Origin of the sequence: Paenibacillus campi (genome assembly GCF_034659835.1) — a bacterium.
Taxonomy (GTDB): Bacteria; Bacillota; Bacilli; order Paenibacillales; family Paenibacillaceae; genus Saccharibacillus; species Saccharibacillus campi.
Genome location: NZ_JAXSQZ010000002.1, coordinates 394,767 through 421,478, shown reverse-complemented (window position 1 = coordinate 421,478; position 26,712 = coordinate 394,767). Strand labels below are relative to the sequence as shown.

Annotated in this window: 22 protein-coding genes and 1 other annotated feature; all 22 genes read right to left on the bottom strand. The window is 48.6% G+C overall.

Annotation, left to right across the window (positions count from 1 at the left end; all coding sequences use genetic code 11):
* Positions 1-31: 31 nt before the first annotated feature.
* On the bottom strand, positions 32-937 hold the full coding sequence (locus tag U1I11_RS07060) for an aspartate carbamoyltransferase catalytic subunit (protein WP_416235607.1): 906 nt from the start codon (positions 935-937) through the stop codon (positions 32-34).
* 2 nt (positions 938-939) lie between these two features.
* The gene (gene pyrR / locus U1I11_RS07055; protein WP_322905110.1) at positions 940-1,509 is read right to left on the bottom strand and encodes a bifunctional pyr operon transcriptional regulator/uracil phosphoribosyltransferase PyrR; all 570 of its coding nucleotides are present in this window, start codon (positions 1,507-1,509) and stop codon (positions 940-942) included.
* Between the two features lie 912 nt (positions 1,510-2,421).
* Positions 2,422-3,384 (bottom strand): RluA family pseudouridine synthase, encoded by a 963-nt coding sequence (locus U1I11_RS07050; protein WP_322905744.1) that lies wholly within the window; start codon positions 3,382-3,384, stop codon positions 2,422-2,424.
* Positions 3,385-3,483: 99 nt separating this feature from the next.
* Positions 3,484-3,945 (bottom strand): signal peptidase II, encoded by a 462-nt coding sequence (gene lspA / locus U1I11_RS07045; protein WP_322905108.1) that lies wholly within the window; start codon positions 3,943-3,945, stop codon positions 3,484-3,486.
* Positions 3,946-4,227: 282 nt separating this feature from the next.
* The gene (gene ileS / locus U1I11_RS07040; RefSeq protein WP_322905106.1) at positions 4,228-7,323 is read right to left on the bottom strand and encodes an isoleucine--tRNA ligase; all 3,096 of its coding nucleotides are present in this window, start codon (positions 7,321-7,323) and stop codon (positions 4,228-4,230) included.
* A 132-nt stretch (positions 7,324-7,455) separates the two neighbouring features.
* Positions 7,456-7,737, bottom strand: a binding site (T-box leader).
* Positions 7,738-7,963: 226 nt separating this feature from the next.
* Positions 7,964-8,557: a DivIVA domain-containing protein gene (locus U1I11_RS07035; RefSeq protein ID WP_322905104.1), complete on the bottom strand. Its 594-nt coding sequence runs from the start codon at positions 8,555-8,557 to the stop codon at positions 7,964-7,966.
* Positions 8,558-8,873: 316 nt separating this feature from the next.
* Positions 8,874-9,656, bottom strand: coding sequence for a YlmH family RNA-binding protein (locus U1I11_RS07030; protein WP_322905102.1), 783 nt, complete (start codon positions 9,654-9,656; stop codon positions 8,874-8,876).
* Positions 9,657-9,866: 210 nt separating this feature from the next.
* Entirely contained in the window at positions 9,867-10,136 is a 270-nt protein-coding gene (locus U1I11_RS07025; RefSeq protein WP_322905100.1) for a YggT family protein, read from the bottom strand.
* 7 nt (positions 10,137-10,143) lie between these two features.
* Positions 10,144-10,593, bottom strand: coding sequence for a cell division protein SepF (locus tag U1I11_RS07020; protein ID WP_322905098.1), 450 nt, complete (start codon positions 10,591-10,593; stop codon positions 10,144-10,146).
* Positions 10,594-10,595: 2 nt separating this feature from the next.
* Positions 10,596-11,285 (bottom strand): YggS family pyridoxal phosphate-dependent enzyme, encoded by a 690-nt coding sequence (locus U1I11_RS07015; RefSeq protein ID WP_322905096.1) that lies wholly within the window; start codon positions 11,283-11,285, stop codon positions 10,596-10,598.
* Between the two features lie 7 nt (positions 11,286-11,292).
* Positions 11,293-12,150 carry a peptidoglycan editing factor PgeF gene (pgeF, locus tag U1I11_RS07010; RefSeq protein WP_322905094.1) on the bottom strand — a complete coding sequence of 286 codons (858 nt, stop codon included), beginning with the start codon at positions 12,148-12,150 and terminating at the stop codon, positions 11,293-11,295.
* A 240-nt stretch (positions 12,151-12,390) separates the two neighbouring features.
* Positions 12,391-13,533: a cell division protein FtsZ gene (gene ftsZ, locus U1I11_RS07005; protein WP_322905092.1), complete on the bottom strand. Its 1,143-nt coding sequence runs from the start codon at positions 13,531-13,533 to the stop codon at positions 12,391-12,393.
* A gap of 60 nt (positions 13,534-13,593) precedes the next feature.
* Entirely contained in the window at positions 13,594-14,850 is a 1,257-nt protein-coding gene (gene ftsA, locus U1I11_RS07000; protein WP_322905090.1) for a cell division protein FtsA, read from the bottom strand.
* A 410-nt stretch (positions 14,851-15,260) separates the two neighbouring features.
* Positions 15,261-16,064 (bottom strand): cell division protein FtsQ/DivIB, encoded by an 804-nt coding sequence (locus U1I11_RS06995; protein ID WP_322905088.1) that lies wholly within the window; start codon positions 16,062-16,064, stop codon positions 15,261-15,263.
* A gap of 103 nt (positions 16,065-16,167) precedes the next feature.
* On the bottom strand, positions 16,168-17,295 hold the full coding sequence (gene murG, locus U1I11_RS06990; protein WP_322905743.1) for an undecaprenyldiphospho-muramoylpentapeptide beta-N-acetylglucosaminyltransferase: 1,128 nt from the start codon (positions 17,293-17,295) through the stop codon (positions 16,168-16,170).
* 43 nt (positions 17,296-17,338) lie between these two features.
* Complete coding sequence (murD, locus tag U1I11_RS06985; protein WP_322905087.1) at positions 17,339-18,811, bottom strand: UDP-N-acetylmuramoyl-L-alanine--D-glutamate ligase; 1,473 nt, start codon at positions 18,809-18,811, stop codon at positions 17,339-17,341.
* Complete coding sequence (mraY, locus tag U1I11_RS06980; protein ID WP_322905085.1) at positions 18,811-19,782, bottom strand: phospho-N-acetylmuramoyl-pentapeptide-transferase; 972 nt, start codon at positions 19,780-19,782, stop codon at positions 18,811-18,813. The genes murD and mraY overlap by 1 nt, the downstream gene beginning before the upstream one ends.
* A gap of 4 nt (positions 19,783-19,786) precedes the next feature.
* On the bottom strand, positions 19,787-21,196 hold the full coding sequence (locus U1I11_RS06975) for a UDP-N-acetylmuramoyl-tripeptide--D-alanyl-D-alanine ligase (RefSeq protein WP_322905083.1): 1,410 nt from the start codon (positions 21,194-21,196) through the stop codon (positions 19,787-19,789).
* Positions 21,193-22,677, bottom strand: coding sequence for a UDP-N-acetylmuramoyl-L-alanyl-D-glutamate--2,6-diaminopimelate ligase (locus tag U1I11_RS06970; RefSeq protein ID WP_322905742.1), 1,485 nt, complete (start codon positions 22,675-22,677; stop codon positions 21,193-21,195). The genes U1I11_RS06975 and U1I11_RS06970 overlap by 4 nt, the downstream gene beginning before the upstream one ends.
* 171 nt (positions 22,678-22,848) lie before the next feature.
* A complete protein-coding gene (locus tag U1I11_RS06965; RefSeq protein ID WP_416235599.1) occupies positions 22,849-25,287 on the bottom strand; it encodes a penicillin-binding transpeptidase domain-containing protein in 2,439 nt (812 codons plus the stop codon).
* A 17-nt stretch (positions 25,288-25,304) separates the two neighbouring features.
* Positions 25,305-25,715, bottom strand: a complete 411-nt coding sequence (locus U1I11_RS06960) for a hypothetical protein (protein WP_322905079.1) — start codon at positions 25,713-25,715, stop codon at positions 25,305-25,307.
* A 16-nt stretch (positions 25,716-25,731) separates the two neighbouring features.
* On the bottom strand, positions 25,732-26,700 hold the full coding sequence (rsmH, locus tag U1I11_RS06955) for a 16S rRNA (cytosine(1402)-N(4))-methyltransferase RsmH (protein WP_322905078.1): 969 nt from the start codon (positions 26,698-26,700) through the stop codon (positions 25,732-25,734).
* Positions 26,701-26,712: the final 12 nt, after the last annotated feature.

Genomic DNA, 26,712 nt, shown 5'->3' with positions numbered 1-26,712 from the left:
AATTATGATTCAAAGTTTCGTATCGATATGCTTAATTGCGCAGTGCACGTTCGATGACTGCCATGCGGATCGGCACGCCATTTTGCATTTGCGTAAAAATTTTGGATTGAGCACTTTCAACGAGTGCATCGTCGATTTCGACGTTACGATTAACCGGAGCCGGATGCATAATGATTGCATGTTCTTTCATTTGAGCAGCACGTGCTTCGGTCAGTCCATAATGCAGACGGTAATCTTCGGCAGACTTGAGCATGCCGCTTGTATGACGCTCCAATTGTACACGCAGCATCATAACGACATCGGCTTGCAGCGCATCTTCCATCGTGACATAACGCATGTCCGCAATGTCGCTTGCGCGCATATTGTCCGGTGCGCAGAAAGTAACGTTTGCCCCCATCGCTTGCAATGCCCAGAAGTTGGAGCGAGCGACACGGCTATGCATAATATCACCGACAATCGTAACATTCAGTCCGCGTACATCGCCAAAATGACTGCGCATCGTGTACAGATCAAGCAGCGCCTGTGTCGGATGCTCGTTGTTACCGTCTCCCGCGTTAATAAGCGGCACATTCACTTTCGTTGCCAGCTCTTGCAGCACGCCTGCTGGCTTAAGGCGGATAATACCAGCATCGATGCCCATACTTTCCAGCGTGCGTACCGTATCATAGATCGATTCGCCTTTCTCGACACTGGATGCGGCGGCGGTAAAGTTCAGCACTTCGGCACCGAGCCGCTTTTCCGCCATTTCAAACGAGAAGCGCGTACGGGTACTATTTTCAAAAAACATATTTGCTACAAATTTGCCTTGCAGTACGGAAACTTGTTTCTCCGTATGTGCATCCCAGTAAGCGGCGCGATCGAGAATCGAAGTCAATTCCGTAGCGCTCATGCCTTTTAGTCCAAGCAAGCTGCGTTGTTTCAGATTAGTCGTTGTCATGATCATACCGTGACCTCCCGACGCTGCAAAATGTTAACCTGGTCATTGCCATCCACTTCACTCAGTCGCACTTCAATCTGTTCCAGCTTGGACGTCGGCACATTTTTACCGATATAGTCCGGTCGAATCGGCAGTTCACGATGTCCACGATCCGCGAGCACAGCAAGCTGAATCTGGTTCGGACGTCCGCAATCCATCAGCGCATCCATCGCGGCGCGAATCGTGCGACCAGTGTACAGCACATCATCGCACAAAATGATCTTTTTATCGCGGATGCTTAAGTTTTGTGGTGTCAATCGTACTTGCTCGCCCAGCGCAGCTTTAGGTTCATCGCTGCGGTCATCGCGATAACCTGTAATGTCCAGTTCACCGTAAGCAACCGTTTTGCCTTCAATTTCCTGAATGCGCGCAGCGATGCGTCGTGCCAAATAGACACCGCGTGTACGAATACCGATCATAATGCAATCTTCGATCCCTTTATTCTTTTCCAAAATCTCATGTGCAATACGGGTTAATGCCCGGCGAATTGCCGTCTCATCCATAATCATGTTGATATGCATATCCATCGTCATGATTTGTAGCCTCCTCAGGTTTATGTTGCTTACACCTAAGGCCCCGTGGTTAACAGGCATATCGTCTTACGGTCATACTGTACATTCCAGTGCCATTGCGGCTATACCGTCCAACACAGGGCATAAAAAAACTCCCTGCCCCGAACGGCAAGGAGTGTGCAGTCATCTACCAGCGGTATGACTGTCATACTTGGACGCACCACAGCATCACCACTCCAGCGGAGGGTGTGTGTAGCTGTAGTGAACATCGTTCACGTTACCTTGCCAGTCTCACAGGACTGAATTAAAGGTGCTTATTCATCTGAACTGAATTATGACAGAGATCATGCAGTCTGTCAACCGCATAAATATGGCGCTATAGCGGGATGGATCGCGATCTGTTTATGATGAACAGCGTATTTGATGGAGTAACTAGGTTAACAGCGTCAACAGCGTACAAGCTACAAGCTGATCACGGTATGTTCGTTATACCGCTAACGGCTCGATATCTGCGCTACATTAAATCTGTATTTGAACCTGCGCTATTATTAAAGCTTATCCGTTTGCGCACATTGTACGTTTTATACTTATCTCATAGCCAATCTCATACCAATCTACATATAACAAAAATACAACAAAAACCGTATCTACACAGTATGCAGATACGGTTTGTTTTACAACTAAGTCTATTACTTACTATTACGTTGACTATGATTCATTTGAGCTTTAAAGCAGCTTAGAGTTTTTCTTTGCTATCGACATAAACAAGAAATCAAAGCCAGCCTTGAACACTGTCAAACTACTATGCCTGCACAGCTCAATCCCAGCTTACTGCTCCCATATGCCTATATGAAGGACAATACTATGGTCATCGCCTTTATCGGCTCAAACTTAGTATATTCAAGCCTGGTACATTTAACCGATTGCCTAAGCTTACCGATTGCGCAGCGCGAACAGCTCTTGCTCCATATCGTCTGGCAGCGGAGCATGGAACTCCAAATATTCGCCGGTCGTTGGATGTACAAATCCAAGTACAGCAGCATGCAGCGCCTGTCCTTGCACAAACGATGCTTTTGCGCGTACGCGTCCATACATCGGATCGCCAACAAGCGGATGATCGATAAATTTCATATGCACACGAATCTGATGCGTACGACCGGTTTCAAGTCGCAGCTCTACTAGCGTAAAATCGCCAAAACGTTCATTTACAGCAAAATGAGTAACAGCATGTTTGCCGTTTTTGTCGGTGACAGTAAACATTTTGCGGTTTTGCGAGGCACGTCCGATCGGTGCTTCAATCGTACCGTGATCGTGTTCAACATTACCGTGCACGAGCGCGATATATTTACGTGTGACCGAATGGTCTTTGAGCTGGGCAGATAACGATGCATGAGCTTTGTCATTTTTGGCTGCCATCAACAGACCGCTTGTATCTTTGTCGATCCGGTGCACGATGCCTGGACGCAGCTCGCCGTTAATGCCGGACAGATCGGTGCAATGATACATCAAAGCATTGACCATCGTACCGGAATAATGACCGGCAGCGGGATGCACGACCATGCCGCTTGGCTTGTTAATAACGATCAGATCGGAGTCTTCGTATACGATATCAAGTGGAATATTTTCCGGTTCCAGCCCGGTAATGGACAGATCAGGAATGTTGACGATAACCTGCTCCCCTTCCGCAAGCTTGCGGTTAGCTTTGACCGGTTGTCCATTCACGGTAACATGCTGATCCACGATCCAGCCTTGAATCTGCGAACGGGAAAAGCCTTCCGGCATGCGATCGGTAATGTATTTATCAATCCGTGCTTTGGCATCGTCCGCCTCGACCGTCCATTGAAAAGTTTGCTGTTCCGCTTCGTCCTCATCTGTCAGTTCATCCGCCAATTCAATATCAACGGACTGCCGTTCCAGTTCCTCTACGTGTTGTACACGTTGTTGTTCTTGTTCATGATTGCTCAATTTGTTCTTCTCCTCTTTCCTGCTGGCAGGCTACTTTTTCTCGCGACGCATATCGATAATTGCGTCCAAAATGATCAACGCCACCCCAACGACGATGCATGAATCGGCAACGTTAAAAATCGGGAACGTATAGCTGCCAAAATTAAACTGAAAGAAATCAACGACCTCTCCCATACGCAAACGATCTATAAAATTGCCGATCGCTCCACCAAGCACGAGCGATAACGCCACAGGCAGCAGCTTATCCGGACGAGATTTTACTTTTTGAATGTACCATACGAGCGCAATGACTACCGCAATCGTAATCACGATAAAAAACCAGCGTTGATTTTGCAAAATACCAAATGCCGCTCCTTGATTACGATGTGATGTAATCATAAAAAAGTCACCAATTACCGGAATTTGCTCTCTCAGCTCCATCCGTGTCGCCACCAGATGTTTGCTGATCTGGTCGATTATAATAGCCACGAGCGCAATTACATAATAGATCACGTTCATCCTCCACCCTGTTTGTTCGATCCCTGTGCCGGCGGCAGCGGAGCACATTACATTCTGTCCGATGGCATCGTGAACACAGCTTTTCTTATTGTAGCATAGGGGGCAGAGTGCGTCTATTGAACGTTCCGCAAGCATTTCTGTTTACAAAAAAGCCTGACGCCAGCAGGCAACCATCCTATTCGATGGTTCGCCAGTTGACGACAGGCTTATCCAATATAGCTTGAAGTTAATGAGCTAAACGATCGTTATCGCTCTCGTTAACAGTCTAGCATTGCATCAGGAAACATGAATACCGACTGTTTGACCGACCAGTTCTACCTGTTCCATCCCTTCCACTTCAGCGAATGTTACATCGGTAACGAGTACATTTTCACGCAGCACATTATCAAACGCTTCGATCGCTGCACGCAGTTCGTCGCTTACATTCAGCGTCAAATGCACGTATTTCTCGATCGGCAGGTCCAGTTTTTTGCGGTAATCTTGTACGGTACGTACTACTTCGCGTACCCAACCTTCTTGCTCCAGCTCCGGTGTAATATCGGTGTTGAGCGCTACCGTCAAACCGTAACCAGAAGCGGAGGCAAAGCCGGACTTTGCTTTTTTCTCGACCAGCAATTCCTCGCTCGTCACATGCAGTTCTTCACCTTCCGGCGAAGTGATGTTCAGTACACCTGCTTGTACGACATGACGCGTTTCTTCCGCCGTCATTTCTTTGAAGAAATTTTGCAGGAAGCCGACGTTTTTGCCGTATTTTTTGCCAGCGACTTTCAGATTAAGCTTAAAGCTGAAATCAACAAAGCCGGCGTCATCATGCTCGGTGCGGATGCCTTTTACATTGATCTCCTCTTTGATGATGTCCTCATAGCTTGCCAGATCAAAGTCTTGGTCGAGCGATACGATCAGCTCGGACAATGGCTGACGATTTTTGATGCCTGTTTCGTTGCGCACATTACGCGCCAGCTCTACGATTCGACGTGCGGTTTCCATATCGCGCTCCAGCTCAGCATCGATCAGCGCTTCATTGGCGACCGGATATTCATCCATATGCACGCTCTCACCGCTGCTTAAGTTGAGGTAAATGTCCTCCGCTAGCATCGGTGTGAACGGTGCCAGTAGCTTCGCGGTTGTGAGCAACACTTCGGTCAGTGTACGGTATGCATCCAGCTTATCTTCGGTCAGCCCGGCACCCCAGAAACGGTCACGGGAACGACGGATATACCAGTTGCTCAACTCATCGACAAACGCTTCAATCGCTTTGGACGAGTTCAGATAGTCATTTACAGCCAGCGCTTTTTCCACCACGATGATCAAGCTGTTCAAACGGGAAACGATCCAGCGATCCAGTTTATGTTGGGACAGTTGGAATGGATGCTCAGCCGGATCAAAGCCATCGATCGTCGCATATAACGTCATAAACGCATGCGTGTTCACGAGCGTATCGACCAGCTTGGACTTCGCTTCACCGACGATACCTTTGGAGAAACGTTTGCTGTTCCACGGTGCGCTATCGGACAGCAGCGCCCAGCGGAATGCATCGGTGCCATATTCTTCGATTACTTCCCACGGGTCGATCACATTGCCTTTGGACTTGGACATTTTCTGTCCGTTTTCATCCAGTACGTGCCCGGTTGCCATAACTGCTTTGTAAGGCGCCTGCCCAGTCAGCAATGTCGATACGGCAAGCAAACTGTAAAACCAGCCGCGCGTCTGATCGATCCCTTCACAGATCATATCGGCAGGGTACTGCTGCTTGAATGTTTGTTCATTTTCAAACGGGTAATGCTGCTGGGCAAATGGCATCGAGCCACTATCGAACCAGACGTCGATCACTTCTGGTGTCCGTTTCATTTCGTATTGACCACAGGAACTGCGCACTTTCACTTCATCCACATACGGTTTGTGCAGCTCCAAATTTTCCGGCACATCACCGATGGCGCGCTCGCGCAGTTCGGCAATGCTGTGCGGTGCGAATTGCTCGCCCGTTTCCTCGCATACCCATACGTTCAGCGGTGTACCCCAATATCGGTCACGGCTAATGTTCCAATCGACCAAATCTTCCAAAAATTTACCAAAACGTCCTTCACGAACATGCCCCGGATACCAGGTCACTTCGTTATTGTTAGCGATCAGTTGCTCTTTGATCGCAGTCGTCTGGATAAACCAGCTGTCCATCGCATAATAAAGCAGTGGTGTATCACAGCGCCAGCAAAACGGATAACTGTGCTCGTAGCGCTCTTTGCTAAACAATGTGCCATGTTCAGACAAATATTTGATAATGTCCACATCGCAATCTTTTACAAAACGTCCGGCAAAATCGGTGACCTGTGGTACGAATTTACCTTCCAGATCAACCAGATTGACGAAGCTAATCCCATGTTCACGGCAGACGCGATAGTCGTCTTCACCGTGTGCAGGTGCCATATGCACGATACCTGTACCGCTTGCATCGGTAACAAAGCTTGCGCCAAGCACGATATTCGTTTTTTCTGCCTGAATATAGTTGAATGGTGCATCATACGTCTGACCGACCAGTTCGGAACCAGGCAATGTGCTTAATACTTCGTATTCCGCTTTCAGTGGCTCCATTACTTTTTCGACCAGATTTTTGGCGACGATATACACTTCATCATTTTGACGTACACGTGCATATTCCATCTCCGGATTAACCGCCAGCGCAACGTGGGATGGCAGCGTCCACGGTGTGGTCGTCCAGGCGAGTACAAATTCACCGCTGCGATGCAGTTTGAATTTAGCCGTTGCACTTAAGTCTTTTACGTCTTTGTAGCCTTGGGCTACTTCGTGCGAACTAAGTGTCGTCTGACAGGAAGGGCAATACGGGCTAACCCGATGACCGCGATACATTAATCCTTTGTCATGGATCGTAGCGAGGATGTTCCATACGCTCTCGATGTATCCATTATTAAGCGTGATGTACGGATGATCCATATCCGTCCAATAGCCGATCGCTTCGGTCAGATCACGCCACTGCTGTTCATATTCAAATACGCTCGCTTTACATTCATTGATGAATTTCTCCACACCGTAATCTTCGATTTCCCATTTGTGCGAAATGCCGAGCTTTTTCTGTACGCCCAGTTCGACCGGCAGACCGTGTGTATCCCAGCCTGCTTTACGAACGACACGATAGCCTTTCATCGTATTGTAACGACCGATAAAATCTTTGATCACACGGCCAAGTACGTGACCGATATGCGGCTTGCCATTTGCAGTTGGCGGCCCTTCGTAAAACACAAAATTCGGCTTGCCCTCCCGCTTTTCGATCGAGCGCTCGAATGTGCGCTCCGCTTTCCATTTGTTCAGCATACGCAAATCGCGTGCGCGCGCTTTTTCTTTGACATCTACTCTTTGCATCTGTTCCCCATCCTCTCTCCAGTTCAGACCTTTATGCGTCTGTTCTTATCCATCGGTGACCGTAACACGGGATGAACCGTATGCGCCACCTATCGTATCCATCGCCAAAACATCAAAAAAACCCCGTCCCTGGAAAGGGACGAGGTTGCTCGCGTTACCACCCTTGTTTCATTCCGATCCAAAAGGAATTCAGCTCTGTCAGAACAGACGCCATCCCCGTATCCAAATGACACTTATGCCCGTACGATTCATACGGCGCCCTGATAACGGCAGGCAATCCGGCTTGGCTTACTGAACAGGTTCAGCCGCGCTTCTCCGGGGAGATTTTCCATAGCTCATCGTTTATTGGCTTGCACCAACCGCCAACTCTCTACAAACGAACATAGCCTGTACTGGCCCCATCATAGAATGTATGCAACTATACTGCGGCACAGAAGCACACTTCTGTCACCGAGTCGTTCATAAGTGACGACTTCCGAAGAAGATGTCACGGTCATAAAATATTTATAGCGCTTTGATCGCAAAATGTCAACCATTTGCCATCCTCCGGCAATCGTCTCACCGCACGCTATAGATGAATGACCTGCAAGACGGCACAACCGTGCCTTTTTGAAAGACGGTTAGTGCGAATGAAGACGAATTAATACAAATCCGAGCTGGTCGGACGATGATCTTCGGCATCGCGCTCATCCAGACGCTCGCGATTCCATTGTTCACGGTCGCGCTCATTGCGCTCCTGACGTTCGCTGCTTGTACGCTCTAACTCACGGGTTTGATTTTCGAGTGCGTCCCAACCGTCTTGACCGAGCAGCTCAAGCTGAGCTTCAACTAGTGTGCGGAAACGGGTACGATAGATGGAAGCTTGCTTTTTCAGTTCTTCCACTTCCATCGACACTTTGCGCGCCTTTGACAGCGACTCATTAATAATACGATCCGCATTTTTCTCGGATTCTTTAATAATGAGTTGGGCTTCTTTTTTGGCGTTGTTTTTCACTTCATCTGCCGCTTCCTGGGCGACGATGATCGTTTTACTCAGTGTCTCCTCCAAGTTTGCAAAATGATCCAGACGCTCCTGCACGGCAAGCAGCTGATTTTGCAAATCTTTGTTTTCGCGGATCAGTCCCTCATAATCCTTAATTACTTGATCGAGGAACTCATTCACTTCATCTTCGTCATAACCACGCAGCCGACGCGAGAACTCCTTATTATGTATATCCAGCGGGGTTAATGGCATGGTAGACACCTCCTATAATATTCAGGCCGTTGAATTGCCTTGTGTATTGTTATCATACTGTATTTCAGCATGGTTGAACACTATGTCGCTGCCGAAAAAACCCCCATGATAACGAGATCAGCGGCGCTCTGTTACTGGCTGATTCGTCGTGTTGCGCCCAGCTACCTGCAACCAACAGTTCGTATCGATTATACATAATCAGCCCGGCAAATGCCGTGATCCTGTTGTATATACACCGATATGGGGCTCCTTTGAAACAAGTAGATACTCTAATATTTATTATTCAACAGAGTAACCTCATCTTCCTGCCGACGCTTTAGATGAATTTTCCGATTTTTACGCGATAACGACCCTTTTTGGTCACACCTTCCAGTTCCAGCACTTTAAACCTGCCCATTCCTTGTACCGAGACGACGTCGCCTTCTTTTAACGCATGGGAAGGGTCTTCCTCTGGCTTCCAATTCACCTTGCAACGACCCGCTTTAATCGGCACCAGTATTTTGCTGCGGCTTAGCCGGTACACATCGCTTGCGATACCGTCCAGTCGCATCGACGCCACCGACAGTTCCATCGTTTGCAATTGCTGCTGGGCAGCGCGCAATTGTTCGATAGGCAACAATTCGGTCAGCACATGCAACCGGTGTACTTGGTTCATATTCAGATGGAGATAAGACGCAATCTCGGTCGCCACTACCGTATGACAACCGTCATCCAGCACATGGATGTCACCGATCTTCTCCCGCTTCATACCAAGCCCAAGCAGAGAGCCCATATAATCGCCATGTTCCAGCTCGGTAAACCGCTGTCCTTCCGGTGTAATTTGCAGAACGTTCAGCTGCATATCCGTCTGCGACAAGTCGGCATAATCAGGCGCGACCAGGGCGCGTTTACGCTCGGCATGCTCTGAACCACCATTCAGCCGGACTTGTACATCCGGCTCGCGCGCAGCCAATGTAGACAATATATACGCTTGACGCGGATCGAGAAAATCGGTCAGCTTTTGTTCATGATAACGCGCCGCACTTTCAATCCATTCCGCAGCTCGTTCTACAAACTCACGCTCATCCGGATGAAAATGACTAAAAATAGTTTTGTTCATACCTGCTAACTACCTTTCCGCCACACAACCGCAATCGCTACAATTCCCCATACGCGACTGCCTATGTTTGCTAAAGTGTATCATTTATTTACAATCGGCAAGCGCTGCAAAATAAAAAGCCGAAGCATGCAGCAGCACAATGATCCGGCTATTGTCTGCTTCTTGCTTCAGCTTTGAATCGTTCAAATTAGTTCAAGCGATAAGCAACGATTAGAACAGAATCGTTTGCAACAAATAAATCAGTCCGCTAAACGCCAGTTGCAACACAAACAGGGCAACGATTGGCGAAATATCCAGCACGCCACCAATCGGCGGAATAAAGCGTCGGAACGGCGCAAGATAAGGTTCAACCAGGCGTGCAAGCAATTGACCAAACGAGCTCTCCCGTGCGCTAGGCAGCCAGGACATCAAAATATAAATAATAATCATGTACATGTAAATTCGGTATGCGATACCAAGCACTTCAAAAAATACGTTCAACGTCCGATCACCTCATCTTGTTATAATCAAAATCGTCGCTCATAATTTCAGCGATTGTGCCTTCGATTTCGACTGTATCCGGTGTACACAGGAAAATATTACCGCCGATTTTGGAGATGCTGCCACCAAGCGCATAGACGGTGCCGCTCATAAAATCGATAATGCGCAGCGCTTGATCGTTGCGCACACGCTGCAAATTAACGATAACCGAGCGGTGGGAACGCAGATGATCCGCAATATCTTGAGCTTCATCATAACTGCGCGGCTCGTTCAAAATGACTTTGACATTTTTCTGTGAATGAATACTGACGACATTATTGGCTCTACTGTTTCTACGTGCTTCTGCGGGAGAAGTTTCACGAGAATCGACTTCTTCCTCGATAATCTGCTCACGTTCCACGACTTCCTGTTCTTCCTGAAGCCCGAGAAAATTCATAAACCGATTCATTACACTCATCGTTAATCCTCCTCTTTGCCCACCAGGATGGAACCGAGGCGTACGAATGTCGCCCCTTCCTCAACAGCAATCTCAAAATCACCCGACATGCCCATCGACAGATGCTGCATCGGCGCTGCCGTTAATTGGAGCGTGTTCAACCGATCCCGCAGCTCACGTAGTCCTCTGAATACCGGACGTGTCTGTTCTGGCTCATCGACTTCCGGAGCCATCGTCATCAGCCCGACAACATGCAAATGCGGCATCTGCTGCAATGCCTGCAAAAAGTTCTCCGCCTCATCCGGTTCCAGCCCATATTTGGAAGCTTCGCCGGATACATTAATCTGCACAAACACATTGACGATCAGCTCCAACTCGGCTGCTTTTTTCTCCAGCTCTTTAGCGAGTGATAAGCGATCAAGTGAATGAATATATTCAAATTTACCGATAACATCTTTGACTTTATTCGTCTGCAAATGTCCAATAAAATGCCAAACTCCACGTTCGTGCAGAGCTTCCCATTTATCCTTCGCATTTTGCCAGCGATTTTCACCCACATGCAGCAGCCCGGCATCCAGCACCTGACCGGTCTTCTCGGTCGAAACGTATTTCGTTACCGCCACGACCTGCACATCGCTTGCCTGACGTCCACTGCGCTCGCATGCCGCCTCAATAAGCTGCTCTACCCGAGCGATTCGTTCCTGCAATCCCACTTTGTAGTCACTCCGTTTCTATGCCAGCCCAGCTTGCCATTCGGCCTGTAACACCGCCATCCGCACGATAGGAAAAAAACAAATCGTGGCGCTCGTACGTACACCAACGACTAATTTCGATATGCTGCGGCTGTATTCCTGCAAAAATCATCAATTCACGGTTTAATTGTTTTAAATCGAGCCATGTTTTGCCCGGAGCGCCTAGTTTGGCGTATGTAGGCAATTGTCCATTACCCGCCAGCTTCGCCGTCCAAACATCGACATGCTCCATCACACGTTGATCGACTTCATATTGCTGCATCCCGATCGACGGGCCAATCGCCGTATGAATATCGGCTACCTTGCTGCCGTATTGCTGTTCCATCGTACGAATCATCTCGCCAGCGATGTTTGCGACTGTACCTTTCCAGCCTGCATGAGCAAGCCCGACGACACGGCGTACAGTGTCTGTAAAATATAATGGCACACAATCCGCATAAAAGGAAGTCAGCAGTATGCCCGGCACATCGGTAATCAATCCGTCTGTTTCTTGAAAAGCACTGCTCCGATCGCTCCAACCGCGTCCGGCATCATCTGCCGTTACACAAGCAATATGGTTGCTATGCACTTGTTCGCCACATACCCAGCCCTGGCTGTCAAAACCAATTTGCTGACATAACAGACGACGATTAGCGAGTACAGCGTCCGCTTCATCCTCAACATGATAGGCAAGATTAAACGAATCATACGGCGCTGTACTCATCCCTCCGCGTCTACCGGTAAAACCGGCTTGTATCCCTTGACGCCAAGCTGTGCTGCCAAGTCGGAACAGCTCCGGCTGTTCGGATACCGCTTCGCCTTGCCGATTACTTTGAAATGGTTCCATTATGCACCTCGCTATGTTTGCTATCTATTGCCCAATCGAGCGTTACGATCATACCGTTTTATCGTTGTTTATTATATGCAATTACGATGACAGATTATCAGCCAATATAAGTATGCATCTGTATTTATTACTGTAGCATATGCTGCGCGATCACATCGATCATCCTAAACAAAAAAGGCCTGTTTTCCGCAGAAAACAAGCCCTTTTATCATAACCTGTAACTACTGCGCAAATGATGTTCTAGTCGTTTTTGTGACGGGAACGATTACGCAAGAAGGTCGGGATGTCCAGTTGATCACCACTTGGCTGCTGCTGATTGTTGAACTGACGCGGAGCAGGTGCCTTTTCTTCAGCTTGCGGCTCGCTCGTGGAGCTTTGGGCTGGTTGGCTAGCTGCCGGACGACGTACAGGCTGCAGCGGTTGTGCAGGCTTATGTTCAAATCCGGTCGCAATGACGGTTACTTTGATTTCTTCCTTCAGATTCTCGTCGATAATCGCACCGAAAATCATATTCACTTCCGGGTCGGAAGCGCTAGTTACGATTTCAGCCGCTTCGTTAACTTCGTACAATGACAAGTTCGCGCCACCTGTAATGTTCATGATTACGCCGCGTGCACCTTCGATCGACGTTTCTAGCAACGGGCTCATAATCGCTTTACGTGCTGCTTCAGCTGCACGGTTTTCACCTGTCGCTTCACCGATCCCCATCAATGCCGAACCGCGCTCGGTCATGATCGTTTTAACGTCGGCAAAGTCAAGGTTAATCAAGCCCGGTACAGCGATCAAATCGGAAATGCCTTGCACCGCTTGCCGCAGCACATTGTCCGCTTCGCGGAACGCTTCCAGCATCGGTGTCTTTTTGTCGACAATTTCGAGCAAACGATCATTTGGAATAACGATCAGTGTGTCTACTTTTTCCTTCAATGCTTCGATGCCTTGTTCTGCATGCGAGAACCGCTTGCGTCCTTCAAACGTGAACGGGCGAGTTACTACGCCTACAGTCAGCGCGCCGCATTCTCTGGCAATTTCAGCAATGACCGGTGCTGCACCTGTACCTGTACCGCCGCCCATACCGGCAGTTACGAATACCATGTCTGCACCTTTTAACGTATTGCTAATCAGATCACGGGATTCTTCGGCTGCTTTTTTACCGACTTCCGGATTAGCGCCAGCGCCGAGTCCGCGTGTCAGCTTATCACCAATTTGTAGCTTATGTTCGGATTTAGCAAGATGCAATGCCTGTGCATCTGTATTTACCGTTATAAACTCCACGCCTTGTACACCATTTTCGATCATTCGGTTGACGGCATTGCTTCCGCCGCCGCCGACACCGATGACCTTAATCTGGGCCAGGCTTTCCATTTCAAAATCGAATTCCAACATCTATCCCATCTCCCCCTTAATGTCCATGAATGGCTATTTTCCAGTCTAGAATGAACTTCATCAAATAAATTCACTGAACATATTTTTGAGCCGTTCAATCAAGCCCGGTTTTGCGCTGTTATCCGGGGTCGATGCGGCCTTGTTGCGCACCGGTGCTTTTTTGCCTGCACCAGCCGTACCGCCGCCACCGCGAATGTTACGGATTACATTATACAAAATGCCTACACCGCTTGTATAAGCAGGATCACGTACACCGATATAATCAGGAACCGCCACTCGTACGGAAGCTGCCAGCTCCTCGCGAGCGATTTCAAGCACGCCCGGCATGGAAACTGTGCCTCCTGTGAGTATATAACCACCAGGAAGCTCCTGATAACCGAGCTTTACAACTTCCTGACGAATCAGTTCGAAAATCTCCTGTACACGCGGCTCGATAATCGCGGCCAGGTCTTGCTGCGTGAACTCTTTGTCAACATTGCTGCCGATGCGCTGAACTTTAAACACGACATCAGATGCCGCTTCTTCAGCGAGCGCGCAGCCGTATTTCAACTTTACTTTTTCGGCATTTTCGGTCAGTGTGCGCAGTCCGTAAGCGATATCGTTCGTTACGAACTCGCCGCCGATCGGCAACGTCGCAGTCGCCTTAAGCGCTCCTTCCTCGAATACCGCAATCGTGGATGAACCGGCACCGATATCAACGAGCACCGCACCCATCGTTTTCTCATCTTTGGACAGAGCCAATTGGCCTGCACCAAGCGAGATCAACACCAAATCTTTAATATGCAAATCCGCCTTTTCCACACAGCGCAGCAAATTGTGAATGGATGTTTTGGCGCCGGTAATAATGGTAGCTTCCACTTCCAGTCGTACGCCGATCATGCCGCGCGGGTCCTGAATACCTTCCAGTCCGTCGACCACATACTGTTTGGCGACAACATCGATAATTTCACGTTCAGGAGGAAGTGCGATCACCTCTGCCGCCTTTAACACCCGCTCGATATCTTCTTCGCCAATTTCACGATCTTCGTTGGAGACGGCTACAACTCCATGGCTCGTTTGAAGTCCGATATGATTTCCCGAAATACCTACGATCACTTCAGATATTTGAATGCCGACCATACGCTCTGCATGATCAACTGCATTTCGGATGGATTGCACAGTCTGGTCAATATCGACGATTGCGCCTTTGCGAATCCCTTCCGAGTCGGCAGATCCAACTCCAATAATATTAAAGGTTCCATTGTTAATTTCCCCGATAATAGCACGAACTTTGGATGTACCGATGTCCAAACTAACAATGATGTCATTGTTGCTCAAGCCCCTGGCACCTCCTGCAAATTCCATAAAATGACGAATTTCCTCACTCCCTGTACGTTGTACGGGGATGGAAACTCAATGTCCGAAAAACATTTTTTAACATTACGCTCTACATTAGTATTCCACATGGTCCATACTTTCCCTCTTTTTTCTACAAACTTTTTAAATGTATTGTGAACTTTAAATTCCCTATGAAGCTGTAAAAGTTTAAAGAAAAAAGAACGATTGTACCGATATTCAGTCACGGCTGCACCATACGGGAGTCAAAGTTTACAAAAATTTAATATCTTCCAACCTCATTCTAGCATTTTTCCGGCTGTACAGAAAGTGCAGACATCATATCTGCATCATAAGCGACATAAATATTCATTTCAAACTACTGTAATAAGTAGACAAAATGCGACATCGACTTATTGTGTTCCTGTACCGTCATCGGTTTCGCCATCGTCTTTTTGCGGCACAAACGGCGTGTACGAATCAGCTTCCAGCATTGTAATAATGCCTGGCGGTTGTGTCTCAATTACCTGATTCAAATATTCCACCTTATCCGCCAGCAGTGAAATGCTCGTAATGACCTCAAATTGAGAGCGGGTATAGATCATAATGCGATCTGGAAAAGAAACTGTCGGTGATGGCATAATTTCCGAAATGTCCGATGTTAACTCGTTCGGAATCGTGCCTAACACTTTGCAAAGCGCAATCTTTTCCTGCTCATAATCCGCCCACTGGGTTAGCACCGGCTTCTCCACGGCAACACCGCGATCATCGGCACGCACAGCGGTACCATTTTGCAAAATAGCGGTCAGTTCGCCGGAAGTGGCAAGCTCATAAGCGACGACTGGATATTCCTGCACATGGATATCGATTTTACCCGGAAAATCCTTCGTAATCGTAGCATCTTCAATCGCTGGAATCGTCTGCAATCTCGCTTTGATCGTCGCTGCTGACGTACCATAAAACGCATCACCTTTGGCAAGCTTGGTCGCTGCAAGTAAATCTTCCTTGGAAGTGAAAGCATTGCCGGTAAACGTAATCTGCGATATTTTGCCGAGCGGCGAAAACCAGAATACGACACCCAGCATGACAACAAACAAAATGCTCAGCATCACGATCCATTTGAAACGCGGAGTAATTTTTCGTCTGCGTTTGGGGGACGGTCTCGTCTGGGCAGAAGGTTCATTTTTTGGTACTATACTTAATCTTTGCTTAGGCATGGCATGTCTCCAGTAATTCGTATTTCGGTTAACTTAGCAGATGTGCAGCCCTTTGCTGCTCATTCATCCGGCAAACGTCAGCAGACAACGCCAAACGTTCTGCTCAGTGCTTAACTGACTTGTGCTCGGCAATTAGACGCTGCATTTCTTCCAGTAACAAAAATGCAGATTGCGGCGTTCCCAGTGCCGAAGAAGCATCAGACATCCGTTTACGCTCCGCTTCATCGTCCATAATACGATCTACAATCGCAACGAGCGCTTGCCCGCTCAGATCGCGCTCTAGCAACATTTCGGCGGCACCTGCTTTTTTCAATGCCAATGCGTTTGCTTCCTGATGGTTGTTCGTCACATTCGGAGATGGAATCAGAATCGACGGTGTACCAAGCGAAGTGATCTCCGCCAGCGATGAAGCACCGGCACGACCGATTAGCAGCGATGTGGCAGCAAGCACTTCCGGCATATTCGGAATGTACGGCAACACATGCAAATTAGTCGGGATCGTCTCCACCGCTTCTTCAATACGCTCATAAATCTCATCATAATAAATTTCGCCGGTCACAAACACATAATGCACATCCGGCTTATGCTGCAATAACGGCGCCGCCTGTACCATCGCTTCGACTAACGCGCGCGCGCCACGGCTGCCACCAACCATCAGCACAATCTGTGCATCGGCAGGCAAACCTAGTGAGGCAAGCCCGCGTTCACGATCAGCATGCTGCACCATCGTCGCCCGTGGATTGCCGGTAAACAGCACCCGCTTAGCACGCTTAAAACGAGGCAATGCATCTTCAAAGCTAACCGCGACCGTACTCGCATAACCGCTTAAAAACAAATTCGTCAAACCGGGAATCGCATTTTGCTCATGCACGAGCGTTGGAATGCCGAGCTTGGCTGCCGCATAAACGACCGGACCACATACATAACCGCCTGTACCGATTACAATATCCGGGCGAAATTCATGAATAAGCTTTTTTGAAATTTTCACACCCTGAATGAAGCGATTGATCGTTTTAATATTTTCAAGCGAAAACAGACTCCTTCGGAATCCGGTAATATCAATCGATTCGAAGCGAATTTTCGCTTCAGGCACAATTTTCGTTTCTAATCCCCGTTTACCGCCAATGTACAAAAACTCAGCTTTGATACCTTGCTCTTTGCATTGCTCAGCAATCGCCAGTGCCGGATAAATATGTCCGCCCGTACCGCCTCCAGTTAAAATAATTCGCATCATCGCCCCCCCTTTCCAGTGAAATATAATCTATTCTTAACGATTACAGCTTATGAACAGCACGCTTAAACTGATCACCGCGCACTTCATAGGAAGTAAACATATCCCAACTTGCACATGCTGGAGATAATAGCACAATATCACCCGCACTTGCTATTTGGCTTGCCTCATACACTGCTGCTTCAATCGCAACTACCGTATTTTCAGACTCGTCGATCAAAGCGATATTCGTTATGCCGGCAAGCGCTGCGACGTGAGCGAGCTTATGACGCGTTTGTCCAAGCAGTACGATGCCTTTGATGCCATTTTGCAATTCAGGCAGCAGCTCCATATAATCGGAGCCACGGTCAAGACCACCCGCAATTAGTACGATGTCCTGATCTTGAAATGCTGATAGCGCCATGATCGTCGCTCTTGCATTGGTTGCTTTGGAATTGTTGTAGTAATCGACTCCATCGTGCTGACGCACATATTCAAGCCGATGCTCAACACCACGGAATGTGCGCAGCGGCTCTGCCAGCTCCTGCGGCTGACAACCTGCAGCGATCGCCATCGCACAGGCGGCGAGCGCATTCGCGACATTGTAGCGCCCCGGAATGCCCAGCTCATGTACCGGCACAATCGCTAGTTGCTGCGCACCATCAGTATACATAATTGTACGCTGCATATCATCGTCGACGCCTTCGATAAAGGAAGGCGAAACATACAATGCAGCGGTCGCAAAATGACCTTGTTCCGATGCCGCCGTCAGTGTCGCTCCCAGTTCTTCGTAAATCGAAAACGGGATGATACGCTCCGCTTCCATATAAGGAATAATGCTACGGCAATAGCTATCGTCCCAATTGAGCACTGCCGTATCCCCATCACCTTGATTGGCAAAAATTTTGCGTTTGGATTGTACATAATCGTCCATCGAGCCATGATAATCGAGATGCGTCTCCGCCACATTGAGCAGACAGGCGATGCGCGGACGAAAATCCTGTGTACCTTTCAGCTGAAAGCTGCTTAGCTCGGCAACGATGATCGGCTTGACTGCCGGATCGGCTTCAGCAACCGCCTGACAGAGCGGAATACCGATATTGCCGCCGACGATTGGATGCAAATGGCTCGCTTCCAGCATTTTGCCAACCCAGGTTGTTGTCGTTGTTTTGCCATTGGAACCGGTAATACCGATCATCGGAATAGCGGACAATCGATACGCCAATTCCACCTCGGTAATGACTTCAAGCGCTAGTTGTAATGCTTGCTTGATCGGTGGTGCACTATAAGGAATACCCGGATTTTTGACGACTAACGCCACATCTGGATGAATTAGCCCTGCCGGATGCCCACCGCAGATCACTTCAATCCCTAATTCCTCCAGCTCTGCCGCTTCTGGCGACTGTTCTCTTGGCTTTAGGTCATTAACGGTGACGATTGCGCCTAGACGATGCAGCGCTTTGGCAGCTTCCACCCCACTGCGTGCTAGACCGATGACGACGACCGGACGACCTTGATACGATTCAGGAGCATTCATCAGGACAACCCCTTGCTAATATAAATTCCGATTACAGCCAAAATGAGGCTCACTGCCCAAAATGTCGTCACTACGCGCCATTCCGACCAGCCGGACAACTCGAAATGATGATGAATCGGCGCCATCTTAAATACCCGTTTGCCGTTTCGTGTTTTGTACGATATGACCTGAATGACGACCGACAACAGCTCGATCACGAATACAAGCCCGATCACGAGAAATAGCAATTCATTTTTCGTAACGATGGCAATTCCGCCGATTGCGCCGCCGATGCCAAGTGAACCCATATCGCCCATAAACACTTTGGCTGGATGAGCGTTAAAGACGAGAAAGCCGAGCACTGCACCGATCATCGCCGCCGCACATACAGCAGCAGCAGGCGAAGACATCTGAATCGCAATGACCGCATAAGCTGCAAATGCGATCGCACTCACCCCGGACAGCAAGCCGTCCACACCATCCGTAAAGTTAACCGCATTACTGATCGCAAGCAGCATCACCACGATAAATGGATAATAAAACCACGGGCCCCAGTCAAACGTTACATCGATACCCGGAATGTTAAGCGCGGTGCTATGTCCTTTGTGGATCAGCAAATAACAAATAATCGCTGAGAAGATCAATTGTCCGACCAGTTTCTGTCTTGCCGTCAGCCCAAGTGAACGCTTTAAGCCGATTTTGATATAATCATCCAAAAATCCGATCAAGCCGAATCCTACTGTCGCTGTTAACAACACCCAGAAATTCGTATCGATGACCGAAAATTTAATAAATACGACCGTTGCCGCCAAAATGATTACAATGCCGCCCATCGTTGGCGTACCCGCTTTTTTCAAATGAGTTTGCGGGCCGTCATTGCGAACTTGTTGTCCGAATTTGATCCGGCGCAACACCGGAATTAGAATCGGCATCGCAATGATCGATAAAATAAACGAGGCGGCAGCCGCCAATAGCAATAATTGAAAATCCATCTTGTTATTCCTCCAGCGCTTCTGCGTTGCTTATTGAATCAGGCATCAGCGCCTGTAAAACTTCTTCCAACCTCATGCCTCTGGATGCTTTAAACAGTACAACATCGCCTTGCTGCACCGTGTCCAGCAGCGCCGAGATCAATGCTGACTTGGATGTATACTCGTACACTAGCTCCGGTGACATCTGCGTACGCGCTGCGGCGGCAATATGTCGTCCGCGCTCACCATAGGTGAACAACAGATCGGTATGCTCGGCTGCATAAGCTCCCATTTGTTCATGGTACATACGCTCGTCCGCGCCAAGCTCTAGCATATCGCCCAGCACGGCGATGCGGCGACGATAATCCTTCATGCCATCCAGCACATCCAGCGCTGCCTTCATTGAGCTTGGACTGGCATTGTACGCATCATTCAGCAAGACGACGCCATCTGCCCCTTCCACCTGCTCAATACGCATACCGCTTAGCTTAAGCTCGGACAACCCGGTACGCATCTGCTCGATCGTTACTCCATAATGAACGGCAATCGCCATCGCAGCAAGCGCATTGGTCACATTGTGCAAACCAGGTAGCGGCAATGTCCACGCTTCATCCGGGTAACGATTCGTCGTAAAAATCGTGGAACGTCCACGCGACATCACACCGGTAACTTGCCAATCATTGGATGGTTCGACGCCAAAAGCGATCGTTTGCATCGATTGGGAGTGACGTTCTGGCTCAGCTAACAGGCGATGTAACAGCGGCTCATCACCGTTATAAACAAGCAACCCTTGTGGACGCAAACCGCTAACGATCTCCATTTTGGCACGGGCGATTTGTTCGCGTGTACCGAGCAGCTCCAGATGGGATTCACCGATATTCGTAATGATTGCCGCATGCGGACGCGCAATATTGGACAATAGCTCAATTTCGCCGCGTCCCCGCATACCCATTTCCAAAATAAGCATTTCCGTCTGTTCCGGCATGCCTAGAATCGTTAACGGCAAACCGATATGACTGTTAAAATTGCCTTGCGTTTTATGCACACGGTACGCTTGCCGGAGCAATGCATCTACCATATCTTTGGTCGTTGTTTTGCCGTTGGAGCCGGTGACACCAATGACGGTCGCCTCACTCTGCTCCAAATAAGCACTTGCCAGACGCTGTAATGCTGCCAACGTATCGTCTACGATAATGATATTACCTTCCGGCGCCGCGCCGCGATCACGCTGCCATAACGAAGCCGCAGCTCCTCTGGATAGCACATCCGCTACAAAGTTATGCCCATCAGCGCGTTCGCCAATAATCGGTACAAATAAACTGTTTTCGTACACTTGACGCGAATCAATCACCACGCCGTGGCAGGCAGACTCCGCAGTTCCGCTAAGCTGTCCGCCGCACATTTGTGCAATGCGTCCAATCGTCGTTTTTATCACTTGGAAAGACTCCTTATCGCTTCTTTGGCTACTAACCTGTCATCAAAATCAATCGTTTCCTGACCGATGATTTGATACGTCTCATGACCTTTGCCCGCAATCAATAGTACATCGCCAGGCTGCGCCATTTCAACCGCTTTTTGAATCGCGAGGCGGCGATCTACAATCAACTCGTAACGAGCGGTATCGATTTGCTGCTCTTGCAGCCCTGCTTCAATCTCGGTCAAAATAAAAGCCGGGTCTTCCGTACGCGGATTATCGGACGTAATCAATGTATAATCACTATACTTGGCAGCGACTTTGCCCATTAGTGGACGCTTCGTGCGATCACGATCTCCACCACAGCCAAACACGGTAATGATACGCTGCTGGGCAAATTCCTTAATCGTAGATAGCACATTGTCCAGACCGTCCGGCGTATGCGCATAATCGACAATGACGGCAAACGGCTGTCCCGCCTCTACGAGTTCGACCCGTCCATCCACACCTGGAATCTGTTCTAGACTGTGACGAATTTGTTCCAGCGGCACATTTTCAATCAATGCTGCCGTAATCGCCGCCAGCGCATTGTACACGTTAAATGTACCGACCATTTTCAATGTCACATCGGTTTCGCCACGGAATGTCGTCAAATGAAAACTGGTTCCTGTTGACGTAATGCGGATATTCGATGCACGTACATCAGCAGGCTGTTCTACCCCATATGTAATCACATCAGCAGCCGTAATCCGACGATAATAGTCGGAAGCAGGATCATCTATGTTGAGAACAGCATATTTGCGCTGCTCCGGTTTTGCATAGTTGTTGCCAAGTCGGCTAAAAAACAAACCTTTGGCGGCAATATACTCAGCCATCGTATGATGATAATCAAGATGGTCCTGACTAATGTTCGTAAAAATAGCAGTACGGTAATCCGTGCCTTTAACACGTCCTTGTTCCAACGCATGCGAGGACACTTCCATTACACATGCTTCCACACCTGAATCCGCCATTTGTCCTAGCATCCGCTGCAAAATAAGCGCCTCTGGCGTTGTGCGCGGCATCGGTACAGCATTGCCGTTATAACGCATTTCAATCGTGCCGATCAAACCGGTATTCACGCCATTGTCATTCATAATACGCTCGATCAAATAAGAAGTTGTGGTTTTGCCATTCGTGCCGGTAATGCCGATCATTTTCAAGCGACGGCTTGGATGATCATAAAAAGCATCGCCAAGCACCGCCATCGCATGGCGACAACTGGATACGATCAATTGTGGTACATCAACAGCCAGCTCCCGTTCCACTACAAGGGCTACGGCACCTTTGGCAAGCGCCTGTGCTGCAAAATCATGCCCATCCACCGTCAGCCCGGGCAAACAAATAAACAAATCCCCTGGCTGAACCGCGCGCGAATCCACCTCCATACCGAAAAATGGTATCGCCGGATCACCCTGAATCCGGGACGTTATCAACAGCTCCGACGCCTCCGCTAACAACATATTCATTCCTCTTTTCCAAAATTAATAACGATACCCGGCAAAGTTCAGACCGTTCAGGAGTCATTCCTCCTGTGACTGATTTCTGCCGGGTGATCATCAATCAAGCATAGATCATGCCTTGATGTTACTTCTATTCAGCAAGATACCACTTGCCACTGTAATGCACAAGCGTCAATTCGTTGGTGCACCTTCCGGTTCCGGAATTTTCAAACTCGACGTGGAACCGGAATCCGCTTCTTCACCGGATGTAGATTCCGCTCCGACTTCCGGATCGCCCTCGTTAGTCGCTGACGACTTCTTATCGGCGTTGTTGCTGTCTGATGATTTGGAATCGGTGGATGTGCCTGTCGCTTTATCGTTTGTCGCTTTGGCACCATCCTTTTTAGCGTCTGTTGACGACTCGCTCTCCTCCGAATCATCCACACCAGTGACGGTAGCTTTGGCTGATTTGAGCGTTAATGTCACCGAACGCCGTCCGCCCGATTCGGATTCTACCTGTGAGGACACATAGCCTTCACCAGTCGCCACTACTTCCACCTTCATCAGATTGAGAATTTCCAGCGCATCGCGCAGCGATTCTCCTTTCAGATCGGGGATCGCCATTTTGGTCGGTTCTTCGGTCATCAAATAAATATTTTGCCCGCTGCCCATCGTCGCTCCAGCAGCCGGATATTGTTTGACGACGGTATTGCCCGAACCTACGACTTTATACGAAATGCCGTTAGCTAGCAAATTTTTCTTCGCCAATTCTAGCGGTTTGCCTGTCAAAACAGGTGCTGTATACATAGTTGGCGTTTGCTGTACAGTGGTCGTCGTTTTTTTGCTGTCGCCATCACTTACCTTTGCTACACCCATATAAGGAAGCGCCTGACTGACGATTTGTTTAAAAATCGGTGCCGCTGCTGTACCGCCACCAAGCTTGGAGTTGGACGGCTGGTCAATCACGACGATCATGGCGATTTTAGGATCATTTGCCGGTGCAAAACCGATAAATGATACGACCTGTTTCGTATAATCATACTGCCCGGAACCATCGGTTTTAACTTTAACCGCAGTCCCCGTTTTACCTGCTACACGATAGCCTTCAATATAAGCGTGACGCCCTGTACCGATCTGCTGGTCAGACACGACCTGCTCCAAATAGCCACGTACTTTGGCGGATACTTCCGGCGTGATCGCCTGTCGCACTTCGTGTACCGCCGTATCTGTCGTCACACCGGTATTCGGATCGGTGATCGACTCAACGACATGCGGTGTGAGCACTTTACCGCCATTCGCTACGGCGGATACGGCGACAAGTTGCTGTAATGGCGTCACCTGTACACGTCCATGACCATAGGCGGCAGTGGCAACTTCGGTTTTAATATTCGGACGGAATGTGATCGCACCGGACACTTCACCCGGCAGATCGATCCCTGTCTTCACCCCAAAACCAAATGCGTCGATATATTTACGCAGACGCTCTGCGCCTAGCATTTCATAACCAAGCTTAACAAAAGCAACGTTACTGGAACGCTTCAACCCTTCCAAAAACGTAATATTGCCCCAGCCGACACGGTTGATATCATGTAGTGTAGTGTTGCCGACACGAATCGTACCGGATTGGTAGGTCGCTTCGGGATTAAACAAGTTTTCCTGTACCGCTCCTGATAGCGTAACAATTTTAAACGTTGAACCCGGCTCATAAATCGCCTTAATGCCCAGATTCGTAAAATCATTATATTGATCGGCAGGCACTTCATTATACTTGTTCGGATCAAATGTCGGCATATTCGCCATCGCCAAAATGTTCATCGTATTCGGATCAGCGGCGATGATCGTAATGCTTTTCGGTTGCAGTTGCTTGTACGCTTCTTTCATCGCTTGCTCGGTATAATATTGGATCGTTTCATCGATCGTCAGCTTTAAATTATCGCCGTTTTTGACTGGCGTATACACATCTTGCGAATTCGGCAACTTATCGCCCTGACGATCTTTTTCATACTTTATTCTACCGTCAACACCTTTAAGCTGCTGATCGTAATATGCCTCAATGCCCGCTACCGCTTTACCGTCTTTGTCGGTATAGCCGAGCACATGGGCAGCCAGTTCATTTTTCGGATAATAACGTTTGGAATCGTCAGTTAGCGATATGCCTACATCATAACGTTTGCCGGTCTTCTGTTTGAGCTGCGCGATCAGCGCATTGATCTGATCCGCTTTATCTTGCGGAATTTGGCGTCCACCATTATTGAGTTCACGCCAAATGCGCAGTTGACCTTTATCGTCTTTGGAAGTCGCCTGTTTTTCCAGTTCACTTTCATCTGTGCCGAGAATCGTATGCAAGCTGCTAACGATATCGTTTTTGACGTCAAGTTCAGCAATCACTTTCGGATTAAGCACAACATTGTAAGCCGGCGCATCAATTGCGAGTTCATTGCCATTGCGATCGGTAATCGTACCACGCTTAGCTTTGATCACATTGTCAGTTGTCCAGTTTTCGACTGCACGCGCATGCCACTCCGAGCCTTGAACGATCTGGAGCCAAAATATACGCACAATAAGGACAACAAAAAAGAGGGCGATGCACCCTCCTACAAATAAAGTGCGAAGTTTTATTCTTTTATTCACTGCCATTTCCCCTCGCTTTACTTGCTGTCCTGAGTAGCGGGCGACGAGGTGGACGTTCCCTTTTCACGGGAAACCTGAATTGGATCGGTGTTCACAGGCTCTATGTACCCCAGCGCGGTCGCGCGCTCCACCACTTGGTTTTCAAGCAAGTGCTTGCGCAAATCGTTTTGCACGATCTGCTTTTGCAATGTGGTTGTCGTACTTGCCATATTTTGGATATCTTTGTTCACTTGATAAATATAAGCATAGCGCCACAATACGATACCCGCAATTACAATGCAAAATAACACGGTGCCCAAATAAAGCAATTTCTCCTGCACTGACAGATGTGCACGGCGCACAACTACTTTTGTTGTCTGCCGATACTTTCGGACAACCTTGTCAGCCGCTTTTTCCTTAACGGCGAGATTTCCTCTCGTATAAGCCATAATTCCGTCTCCTTGCTTATTGAATTTGTTGGTTTGTATCCACCTTTTCCGCGACTCGCAACTTGGCTGATCTTGCGCGCTTGTTTGTTGTGACTTCTTCATCAGACGGAAGCAATGGTTTACGATTGACTAATTTCAATACGCCGCCATTACTCACATAAACGGGAAATCCGGGTGGTGCCACATTTTTTTCCAAATATTCAGCTAAAATTTGCTTGCACAAACGATCTTCCAATGAATGGAATGTGATGACCGATACTCTGCCACCCGGTGCAAGACAACGTACCGATTGGTGCAACGCATCTTCAAATGCACCCAGTTCATCGTTGACCGCAATCCGTAGTGCTTGGAAGCTACGCTTGGCGGGATGACCGCCCGTTCTGCGCGCGGCTGCCGGAATGCCTTCTTTGACCAACTCGGCAAGCTCTCCAGTCGTCTCGATCGGAGCGATAGCACGTTGTTTGCCAATGACGGCAGCGATGCGCTTCGAAAACTTTTCTTCCCCATATCGGTATAAGATGCGGGCGATTTCTTCTTCGGGCCAGGTGTTCACAATCGTGCGCGCGGTCAATTCAGTCGATTGATCCATGCGCATATCCAGTTTGGCATCGTGATTGTAACTGAACCCCCTCTCCGCATCGTCAAATTGAGGTGAAGAAACGCCAAGATCAAACAGGATGCCATCGACTTGTGGAATTCCATCTTCCGTTGGAACTCCTGCTTCCAAAAGCTGCTCCTCCAGATGACGAAAATTGCTTTTGATCAACGTAATACGATCCTTATAAGGCGCAAGCACACTTTCAGCATTGCGCAAAGCCGTATCATCCTGGTCAAACGCAATCAGTCTGCCTTCTGCTCCTAAGGCAGCCGCGATTACCGAGCTGTGCCCCGCTCCCCCGAGCGTACAGTCAACATAAATGCCATCCGGTTTGATTTCCAGTGCATTTGTCGCTTCTTCTTTTAATACAGTAATATGATGAAACAAGTTGTTAAACCT